Source organism: Bradyrhizobium acaciae (assembly GCF_020889785.1).
GTDB classification, from domain to species: domain Bacteria; phylum Pseudomonadota; class Alphaproteobacteria; order Rhizobiales; family Xanthobacteraceae; genus Bradyrhizobium; species Bradyrhizobium acaciae.
In genome coordinates this window covers 23454-32403 of sequence record NZ_JACMYK010000080.1, presented here as the reverse complement: position 1 = coordinate 32403, position 8950 = coordinate 23454, and the positions used below count along the sequence as shown (strand labels likewise).

15 protein-coding genes are annotated in these 8950 nt (G+C 64.8%); 6 read left to right on the top strand and 9 right to left on the bottom strand.

From position 1 onward, the window contains the following. On the bottom strand, nt 1-897 hold an 897-nt coding region (locus H8A92_RS25935), incomplete at its 3' end, for a hypothetical protein (RefSeq protein WP_229198387.1). 377 nt (nt 898-1274) lie between these two features. Here H8A92_RS25935 and H8A92_RS25930 point away from each other — a divergent pair. The 3 genes from H8A92_RS25930 to H8A92_RS25920 all read left to right on the top strand — a co-directional run bounded on the left by H8A92_RS25930 (nt 1275) and on the right by H8A92_RS25920 (nt 3178). Then, nucleotides 1275-1856 carry a septal ring lytic transglycosylase RlpA family protein gene (locus H8A92_RS25930; protein ID WP_420831367.1) on the top strand — a complete coding sequence of 194 codons (582 nt, stop codon included), beginning with the start codon at nt 1275-1277 and terminating at the stop codon, nt 1854-1856. Nucleotides 1857-2071: 215 nt separating this feature from the next. Next, entirely contained in the window at nt 2072-2866 is a 795-nt protein-coding gene (locus H8A92_RS25925) for a serine hydrolase domain-containing protein (RefSeq protein ID WP_229198386.1), read from the top strand. A gap of 105 nt (nt 2867-2971) precedes the next feature. Beyond that, complete coding sequence (locus H8A92_RS25920; RefSeq protein ID WP_229185400.1) at nt 2972-3178, top strand: hypothetical protein; 207 nt, start codon at nt 2972-2974, stop codon at nt 3176-3178. 61 nt (nt 3179-3239) lie between these two features. Here the strand turns inward: H8A92_RS25920 and H8A92_RS25915 are convergent, their stop codons facing one another. Next, on the bottom strand, nt 3240-3968 hold the full coding sequence (locus H8A92_RS25915; protein ID WP_229198385.1) for a class I SAM-dependent methyltransferase: 729 nt from the start codon (nt 3966-3968) through the stop codon (nt 3240-3242). A gap of 179 nt (nt 3969-4147) precedes the next feature. On the opposite strand from H8A92_RS25915, the gene H8A92_RS25910 reads away from it, so the two are divergent. Both H8A92_RS25910 and H8A92_RS25905 read left to right on the top strand, forming a co-directional pair. After that, complete coding sequence (locus H8A92_RS25910; RefSeq protein WP_128970955.1) at nt 4148-4333, top strand: hypothetical protein; 186 nt, start codon at nt 4148-4150, stop codon at nt 4331-4333. Nucleotides 4334-4482: 149 nt separating this feature from the next. Then, nucleotides 4483-5004 (top strand): DUF1993 domain-containing protein, encoded by a 522-nt coding sequence (locus tag H8A92_RS25905; protein ID WP_229198384.1) that lies wholly within the window; start codon nt 4483-4485, stop codon nt 5002-5004. A gap of 112 nt (nt 5005-5116) precedes the next feature. On the opposite strand, the gene H8A92_RS25900 is transcribed toward H8A92_RS25905, so the two are convergent. The 7 genes from H8A92_RS25900 to H8A92_RS25870 form a co-directional block, all read right to left on the bottom strand. After that, nucleotides 5117-5353 carry a hypothetical protein gene (locus H8A92_RS25900; protein WP_338026626.1) on the bottom strand — a complete coding sequence of 79 codons (237 nt, stop codon included), beginning with the start codon at nt 5351-5353 and terminating at the stop codon, nt 5117-5119. Between the two features lie 325 nt (nt 5354-5678). Further along, on the bottom strand, nt 5679-5852 hold the full coding sequence (locus H8A92_RS25895) for a hypothetical protein (protein ID WP_229198382.1): 174 nt from the start codon (nt 5850-5852) through the stop codon (nt 5679-5681). Between the two features lie 9 nt (nt 5853-5861). Continuing rightward, nucleotides 5862-6092, bottom strand: coding sequence for a DUF6894 family protein (locus H8A92_RS25890; protein ID WP_229198381.1), 231 nt, complete (start codon nt 6090-6092; stop codon nt 5862-5864). A gap of 139 nt (nt 6093-6231) precedes the next feature. Further along, entirely contained in the window at nt 6232-6576 is a 345-nt protein-coding gene (locus H8A92_RS25885) for a tRNA-binding protein (RefSeq protein WP_229198380.1), read from the bottom strand. Beyond that, nucleotides 6576-7202, bottom strand: coding sequence for a LysE family translocator (locus tag H8A92_RS25880; RefSeq protein ID WP_229198379.1), 627 nt, complete (start codon nt 7200-7202; stop codon nt 6576-6578). The genes H8A92_RS25885 and H8A92_RS25880 overlap by 1 nt, the downstream gene beginning before the upstream one ends. Before the next feature lie 17 nt (nt 7203-7219). After that, nucleotides 7220-8077 carry a pyridoxal kinase PdxY gene (gene pdxY / locus H8A92_RS25875; RefSeq protein WP_229198378.1) on the bottom strand — a complete coding sequence of 286 codons (858 nt, stop codon included), beginning with the start codon at nt 8075-8077 and terminating at the stop codon, nt 7220-7222. A 10-nt stretch (nt 8078-8087) separates the two neighbouring features. Continuing rightward, nucleotides 8088-8261 carry a hypothetical protein gene (locus tag H8A92_RS25870; RefSeq protein ID WP_016840760.1) on the bottom strand — a complete coding sequence of 58 codons (174 nt, stop codon included), beginning with the start codon at nt 8259-8261 and terminating at the stop codon, nt 8088-8090. Between the two features lie 434 nt (nt 8262-8695). Here H8A92_RS25870 and H8A92_RS25865 point away from each other — a divergent pair, with 434 nt between their 5' ends. Continuing rightward, the gene (locus H8A92_RS25865; RefSeq protein ID WP_229198377.1) at nt 8696-8938 is read left to right on the top strand and encodes a hypothetical protein; all 243 of its coding nucleotides are present in this window, start codon (nt 8696-8698) and stop codon (nt 8936-8938) included. Nucleotides 8939-8950: the final 12 nt, after the last annotated feature.

The window sequence follows — 8950 nt, the reverse complement described above, 5'->3', positions numbered from 1 at the left end:
CGCCGTGTGGGGGACCGTCGGTGGCGGCGCGATCGCGGCGCGCGGCCGAGGGGCGACCGGCCGTGGCTCGACCGCCCTGGTTTCGGTTGTCCGCGCGACACGCTGCGTCAACTGATCCTGGCCGGCCTTGAGCTGATCGATGCTGGTCTTGAGCTGCTCGATCTGCTGTCCCATCGACGCGAGGTCACGTGCCATCGACTGCAACAACTGCGTTTGGTCAGGTGCGGATGCGGCCGGCGTCGTCGCGGTGGCGGATGCGATCGGCGCTGCTGCGGCCGCTGGTGCTGCGGCAGGGGTGGCCTGCGCAGTGGCAGCGTCCTGTGGGGCTGCGGCCGGAGCGGCCTCCGCCGGCTGATCGGCGGCCGCCGCCTGCGCGACCGGTGGGCTCGCCGGATCGGGAGCGGCAGTCGTTTTCCCCGGCAGCAGCGACGTCAGGGCCTCAACCTGGGGCGCGTACTCCGCCACCACCTGCTTGACGCGATGTCCGTAGTGCTGCCACGCCGCGGTGCCCATGGCGCCGGCGATCGCGAACACGAACCAGAAGGCGCGGATCGCCCATTTGTTGGTCGGGCGCGGCGCGCGCTCCAGTCTGATGTCGTCCAGCCTGCCATCATGGCTTGCGGCGCTGTACTCGGGCATCGCTGGTGGCGCCGGCATCACTGACGTCGGCGTGACCGGAGGCACTGAGGCGACCGTAGCGGCGGACGCGATCGGCGGTGCAGACGAGGGCGCAAGACTCTGGGCGGCAGGCTTCGGGCCGAACCACGGTTCGCGCTGCCCGGGTGCTGCCTTGCCGGCCTGTGCGGGCGCCGCTGCATTGTCCGGGCGGGTTGCAGTGAAGCTCGGTTCGATCGCGAAAATATCGTGCGGATCAGCGTCTTTAAGTGTCGATTGCATTGGCGGTCCCCGTTTCAGTCCAAGGTCAACCGCAAATGGCGGCCGGCGAATCCTCGCTCTGCTTCGACCCCTGGCCCGGGCCCCACGACTCCAGTCCGGTTTGACCAAAGCAAGGCGAGAGGGTGGAGAGGTTGAGGAGTTTCGGGAACCGAAACCGGCGGCCGAGGCGCCGGCATCCATGTCCGTACGCGGACGGCACCGGACTGTATTCCCAGGCGAAGCGCCCGGGTTGTGTGGCGCATCCACCACACCTGAGGGGAAATCGCGCTGCGTGAGGCGTGTCTGACCGCGCACCGCCACCGTTCCGCCCTGATTGGATTCGGCTCATTGGGCGTTGGATTTTCGGCTTGGGCTGGGGCGCGAGTTGGGGATGCAACATGTTACGCGACGATGCAGTCATTTCGTACGTCGACGTCAAACGCAGTGCGCGCGGTGCTGTGCCCGCGGTCCTGTTTGCCCAGGCGCGCAAGCCGCTCCGGCTGTTCGCCATCATGATCGGAGCCGCGTCGCTCGCGGCCTGCGCGCAGTCTTCCGTTGTCAGCCAGCGCTCACAGGCGCTCGCGAGCAGGCCGGCATCGGCTGGGCCGACACGGGCAGCGTCATCTGTCGCGCGCACACGCGTCGCGACAGCGCACAGGCACACGCCGTACGCCTCGCGCAAAAGCGGAGACACCAGGATTGCGTCGCAGGGGGTCGCGAGCTTCTACAGCGAACAGCAGCAGACCGCGAGCGGCGAGAAGTTCGACGGGCGAGAACTGACCGCCGCGCATCCGACATTGCCGTTCGGCACCAGGCTGCGCGTCACCGACGTCAAGAGCGGCCGGTCGGTCACGGTGCGCGTCAATGACCGCGGACCTTACGTTCCCGGGCGCATCGTCGATGTCTCGTATTCTGCCGCGCAGTCGCTCGGCATGATCGGCAAGGGCGTCGCGAATGTCAGGCTCGACGTCGTACAGTGAGCCGCGTCGCTCGAGCAAGGTTCGGGATTTGTTGCCGGCCGGATCGGGAAAAAGTCCCGGTGTTGTGCGCGCTTTAATCCCGTTGTCCGAACCAGCGGTCCGAATAGAATTGATGCCGCTACTTCCCGCGCTCTCGTTTTCCAGGCGCGTGGATTTCTACCCAATGAACCTTTCCCGCCTTGGAGTCCCACCGAGGCGGGGCTTTTCTTTTAGGGATGCGCGCCGCGTGCGATTGCCTCAAGCTCGGCATCCTGTACGCCCAGAACGGCATGTGGGAAGGCAAGCAGGTGCTGCCCGCCGACTGGGTGGAGGCGGTGCAGCAGCCGCATGTCAAGGACACCTATGGCTATCAATGGTGGATCGGCCCCGAGACGTTCTACGCCGACGGGCTGTTCGACCAGCTCAGCTTCGTCTTCCCCAAGCACAAGGCCGTGCTCGCGATCACCGCCGGCATTCCGCAACGCACCGGCTTCAACAAACTGGTGTTCCGACATTTCCCCGCGATGTTCGCAGGCACAGTGACGAAGAACGATGCCGATGCCGAGAAGCTTAAGGCGCGCACCGCGGCCTTGCAGCTGCTGCCGCCATTGGTGCCGGCATCGTCGCCGGTCGCGGTGCAGATTTCCGGCAAGACATGGCAGATGCCGGAGAATGCCGATGCGATCAAATCGGTCGGTCTCAGCTTCGCCGGCAAGACCTGCACCTTCACGCTCGAGGACGGCAGGGGTACGCACAAGATCGAGGTCGGTCTCGACGCGCCGCGCGAGGGCACCACGACGATGACCGGCAACAAGCTGCATCACGAGTACCAGCCCGAAATGATGCGGGTGGTCGCGAGCGGCACCTGGCGCGACCTGCGCACCTTCGTGATGACCTGGACTTTCGTCGAATCGGCGTTCCGCGATACCGTGACCTGCACCTTCGAGGGACCGCAGCTGCGATTCGCGCGCAGCGTCAATGTCAACTCGTCGGCGCTCGATATGCCGACTTTGATAGGCAAACTGGCGTAGCCGCGACCGCAAATTGCGCTCTGCCGCATCTTGCAGTGGGGCTTCCACCAAATTGTCACACTCCCAGCGAATTGCGGCCCAAAGCCGCTGCCAACACACCGCCGGATGGATGACGTTGGCGAGGGACAAGCGTTGGCCTACAAGATGATCGCAGAACGCGAGAACGAAACGGTCAGGATCGAGCGGGAGAGCACGTTCATCATCATCGCCAAGGCCAGGGTCTGGGCCAGCGAGGGATGGCAGGTGGTGATCACCGACAAGGACGGAAAATCATACCCGCCCGAGGAATTTGAGAAGCTGCTCGCGGCGTGATGCCTCGTGGTTTGCGCATAATCTCTTCGGAAAACCGCTTCGCACTTTTCCGGATCATGCGCTAGCGCTGCGCTGACACCAGCATCATCATTGGACGCTCGAGTTCGTCGGCGAGTTCAGGCATCGCCTTGATCTGCTCCCGCGTCGGGGAGAATTCCTCGACATGGCGCAACGTGAAGCCGGCGCCGATCAACGCATTGAGCGTGGTGCCGACGGTGCGGTGATATTTCAGCACGCCCTTGACGTACCAATCCGTCCGGCGTTCGCCTTCGATGAAATAGCGGTTGACCGGCCAGGTCTTGCGGCCGTCCTGGTCGTGTACCCAATCCGGATGGGCGGCCGCCATGTAGATCGGATGTTCGATGGTGAAGACCAGATGCCCGTCCGCGACGAGCGTGCGATAGAGCATGCGCGCCAGCCGATCGAAATCCCTGATGTAGTGGAAGGTGAGGGCACTGTAGGCGAGATCGAACGTTGCCTTCGGCAGCTCCAGCGTCTCGAGATCGGCGATCTCGAAGGTGATGGCCGGATCCTGCGTCATGGCGGTGGCGCGCGCGATCATGTTCTGCGAGAGGTCGACGCCGAGTACGTCGGACGCGCCTTGCTCGCGCATCCAGCGTGACACCCAGCCGAAGCCGCAGCCGAGATCGACCACGCGCTTGCCGCCGATGTCGGGCAGCATGGCGCGGATCGCAGGCCATTCGGGCGCGCCGAGCAGGCCGCGGACCTGCCGCGGCAACTGGCTGTAGCCGGCGAAGAAGCCGGGATCGTCGTAGATGTTCTGCGCCATGGCACGGCAACTCAAGAAGGGACGGAGGTTGCCCCTCTGTAACCGCCGCCGCGGCGCGTGGGAACCGCTGATTGTGTCGCGCATGGGAACCAGACGCGGCATTCAGCGGTTTCTTATGCCAGCGCCGCGGGATGCGCCGAATGCCCGTCCCGCGGGGTCAGACAGCCGAGGAGAACGCCATGATAGCCGAGATGCAGATCCACACCATCGCCCGGCAGATGTTGTTGAAGCACGGCCCCGAGGCGATCGCGCAAGCCGCGCAGAACGCCGTGGCCTGCGAGCGCAAGGGCGAGACCGAAGACGCCCGCGATTGGCGTCATATCGAGGACGCCCTGAAGATGATGCGCGGACCGCATCAAAGCTGACGGTCAGAAGCCACGTGCTGATCGAATGATCCGGCGCTGGGCGCTGGACCATTCGACTTGCGAATCCCCACTGCCGCTTGCCTTCGCCGGAAATTCCGGGAACTCTGCGGCGGCAAGCAGCAGACAAATTCTATATGGGGGAATTCGCCATGACCTTTTCACTCTACGACGCGACCGTTGCCAACTATCTGCAGATCCTCGGCGCCACTTCGGGCTTTCTCGACAAGAGCCTGGCGCATTTCAAGGATGCCGGCGTCGATCCGGCCGAGATCGTCGAAACCCGGCTGTTTCCCGACATGTTGCCGTTCCGCTTCCAGGTGGTCTCGCTCGCGCACCATTCCCGCGGCGCGATGGATGCCGCGAAGAACGGCGTGTTCGTGCCGCCGTCCGGCAAGCCCGATCTGGACTACGCCGCGCTACAGGCGCTGGTGAAGGACGCGCAGAGCGAATTGTCGACGCTGACGCCGGATGCGGTCAATGCGTTGCTCGGGCGCGAAGTGATGTTCAAGGTCGGTGACCGCTCGATGCCGTTCACGGCCGAAGGATTCCTGATGTCGTTCTCGCTGCCGAACTTCTTCTTCCACTCGACCACAGCCTACGACATCCTGCGTCACAAGGGCGCGCCGCTCGGCAAGCGCGACTTCATCGGCCGGCTGAACCTGAAGAAGTGATCTGGTTACGCGCGGGCTGGTCTTGCAGGGCAGCGTTACCTGCCGCCATGCGCAGCAAGATCAGCACCGCGCGCCGACAAGCGCGATCAGCTGAACCCGGTTCCTGCCGGCGCTAGCCCGTCCTGCGCCAACGTGGCACGGGATCGAGCGGTGTCCGGTACAGCTCGTGCCGGTCAATGTCGGTGACGCGCACGGCGCAGCCGCACGCCTTCAACTCCGGCTTGACCTGCGACAGCTCGTTGGCGAGCTGATCGGCGCGATCGGAGGCGACGCTGATGTCTTCGAGGATGATCGTTCCTTGATTGCGGAACTCGTCCCCCACCACGAGATCGAAGGTGTAGTACGGCATTCCGAAGTTCTCCGTTTCGGTTTGCATCACAGGGTAACACTGAGTCGAGCGTTCCCTAAGATGCATCACGCACAATCAACCAGCGATTGGCGCAAAAACGATGTGCAGCGCATGACGCAAGACAAGCGATTGAGCACGCGCGGCACGGCGAAGAAGTCCTGCGATCCAGCTCACCGCCATGGCGTTAAGATTTGATTAAAACTGTCGTCGCAAGCTTGAGCCCAGTTGGAATTGCAGCGGAACCGGACTCCGGGAACCGGCAGCTGCAGGAGAAGGCCGGTGGCGTAACGCCCGCCGGCCTTTTCTCGTCGCTGACGCCCTGAAGCTAGTCGCGCAAGGCGGCTTGCCGCCTGGCGTGGCACTTCGGACCCGGCCCGCGCATGTAGTACAGCTCAGGGCGATAGGGGTTCATGACGCCATCGATCAGCGTGACGCAGCGCACGACGAGGCGGGCGAAGCGGCGGCGCAGGGGCTGCAGGGCAAGTTCCATCGCACTCATGACACGCCCTCAGTGCAGCTCGCCGAGGATGGCGGTGAACGGCAGCTCGAAGATTTCCGTTCCGATATCGTCGGTGACGTGGACCGCCCAGTTGCGCCAGTCTTCCACACTCGGTGTCATGACAAAGCTGCGTGCAAGCTGCTCCGCATAAAGGCGCGCCTCCGAAAGGTCCATTGCGACGCCGGTGCGATCCAGGATGACGTGCTTGTCGTCGGAGCAGTGAAAGAAAACTGCAGACATCTTCCGATTCCCATGCCGAAGCGATTCTCGCGCATTGGAATAGCAGCGCGCGCGGGCGCCGAGAATCCGGGTGATCCCCCATCGGTAAACTACGGGGATTCCAAACGATTTGAATCACGCGGCCGTGATCTCTGTGACCTCAGAAGATCGGCTCGCCGATCGCCACCTCGCTGCGCGGGCCGAGCACGATCACCCGGCCACAGGCGTCCCTGGCGCCGAGGATCAGCAGTTCCGAGGTGAAGCCGGCGATGTTCTTCGCACCCAGATTGCAGACGCACACCACCAGCGAGCCGACCAGCGCCGCCGGCTCGTAATTCGTGATCTGGGCGCTCGACCACATGATCCGCTCGGCGCCGACTTCGACGCCGACCTTGTAGGAGGGATTGCGGGCGCGCGGAAACGGTTGCACCTCGACCACCTTGCCGATCCGGATGTCGAGGCGAGCGAAGTCGTCATAGGTGGCTTGGGGCTTCAGTGGAGACATCAGCGCTCCTGAAACGCGAGGCGGATGCCGAGTGCGATATAGATCGTGCCGACCACGCGGCCCTGCCACTGCCCGATGCGGCGATGCCGCCTGATCCACGGGCTGATCCGGCCGGCGGCGAGCGCGAGCAGCGAGGTATAGGCCGCGCTCATCACGACGAAGATCAGGCCGAGCGTCGCGAACTGCGCGACGGCCGAGCCGTGGCCGGGATGGACGAACTGCGGCAGGAAGGCGAGGAAGAACAGCGCGGTCTTCGGATTGAGCATTTCCGCCCAGACCGCCTGCCGGAACGCGCGGCGCGGATCGACCGGCTGCGACGCCGGCAAATGCAGCTCGTCGTTCTTCTCGAACAGTGCGCGGATGCCGAGCACGATCAGGTAGATCACGCCGGCATATTTGATGATCGAGAACGCGAGCGCCGAGGTCATCAGCACGGCCGACAGGCCGCACGTCGCCATCGCGGTGTGGACGAGATCGCCGAGCGCGATGCCGAACCCGGTGGCGACGCCGACGCGCGGTCCGCCGGTGACCGAGCGCGCGAGCACCAGCAGCACCGCGGGCCCGGGGATCAGGAACAGGCCGAGCACGACGGCGGCGTAGGTGAGGAGGGTGGTGAGGTCGATCATGTCGTGGGTTCCGGATGTCAGGATGCGGGGATGGCGACCGCCGCGAAGCGCGGCTTCGGATCGAGCATCACGTCGGCACTTTCGACGATCCGCATCTCCTCGGTTCCTCTCTGCGCGGTGCGCTCCAGCACGCCGTGGATGCCGGACGCGGCATGGCTGAGCGCCTCCGGGGTCGCGAGGCCGCGGACGCGCGCGGCGACGAACAGCGCGGCGAACAGGTCGCCGGTGCCGGACGGGCTGATCGGCACGCGCGGGGTGCGCACTCTCCAGGCTCCCGTATGCTCGATCGCCAGCGTCTCGATCTCACTGTGGGGCGTGCCGGCAAGCTCGGCGCTGGTCACGACGATGGTCTCCGGTCCCCGCGCCATCAGCGTGCGTGCCTGCGCAACCACGTCATCGATTGTCGTCACGCGCGCGCCGCAGAGGAATTCGAACTCGAAATGGTTGGGCGTGATGATGTCGGCCAGCGCACAGAGCTGGTCGCGCACCAGTGGCGGAATGTCCGATCGCACGAACATGCCACGGTCGCGGTCGCCGAGCACGGGATCGCAGCAATAAAGCAGGGCCGGGTTTTGTGCCTTGGCACGGGCGACGAAGTCGGCGACATCCATGGCGATGTCGGCTGAGCCGAGATAGCCCGACAGGATCATCCGCGCGGCCTCGACCGCGCCACGCTCCTCGACCCCGCGCAGCAGGTCGGCGACGAGCTGCACGTCGAGTACCCGGCCGCGGATCGTCGGATAGCCCGGACGGTTGCTGAGCAACGTGGTCGGAACGGCGACGACGTCGATGCCGTGCAGCTGGATCGGAAAGGTCGCGGCGCTGTTGCCGACATGGCCCCAGGCGACCTGGGATTGGATCGAGATGACGGTCATGTTGTCCGCATCAACCGAACAGTGCCGCGTAGATGACGTACAGCCAGCCCAGGATACCGTGGATGATCGCCCACAGGATCGAATGGTTCTTGGTGTAGGAGATCGCAATCGCCAGGGCCGAGCCGAACCCCACGCCGTATTTCGCGCCCTCGACGCGGACGCCATAATATCGATTGCCGTTCATGGTGATCCTTCCAGCGGGAGGGCGTGAGAATTGAGACAGCGTAACCCGCCAGTTGCGGTCAGTTCAACGGCGGAACGAGCCTCTACGGATGGGCGGCGATCGCTGGCGTGGCGCTGCGAGACGGTCGCGTCGCGGTCTTCCCGGTTCGAGCCCGCGATCTCCCCAATCGTCGTCCTGGCGAAGCCGGGATCGCATAACCACCGGCTCTGGTTGTGAAAGGGATTGGGCGATGACGACCATGGGTGCGGGCGCAACTTTCCGGAAGCCGGTCACGCCCCGATCAATCGAATGTGTCGAACCGAGCCGTCGGAAACGCGAATTCGCCTCGTCGTCCCGGAATAATCGGGCACCGCCGTTCGTCATGGTAGCAGCGAAAATGCTTCAGCAGGCGGGCGAGATAGCCCCATCCTGTTGAATCCGACAGGAGAAGCTCGATGATCGGGATTAAGCACGTCGCTGCGGGCCTGGTCGCGCTCGCCATGCTGACGACGTCCGCCATGGCGCGCGAGGTTCCGGCGGCCGGGCCGTACGCTTTCGTGAAGGGGCACCCCGGCGCCAACCACTGGAGCGGTGCAGCGCTCCGGGCGCCGGCCTTACGCTTCGGCGAGTCCGAGGCGCTGCCGCGGGACCAGCCCGGCGGCGTCTGCGATCATGGCGACAATGCCATGATCTGCTGAGCCGGACGGTGC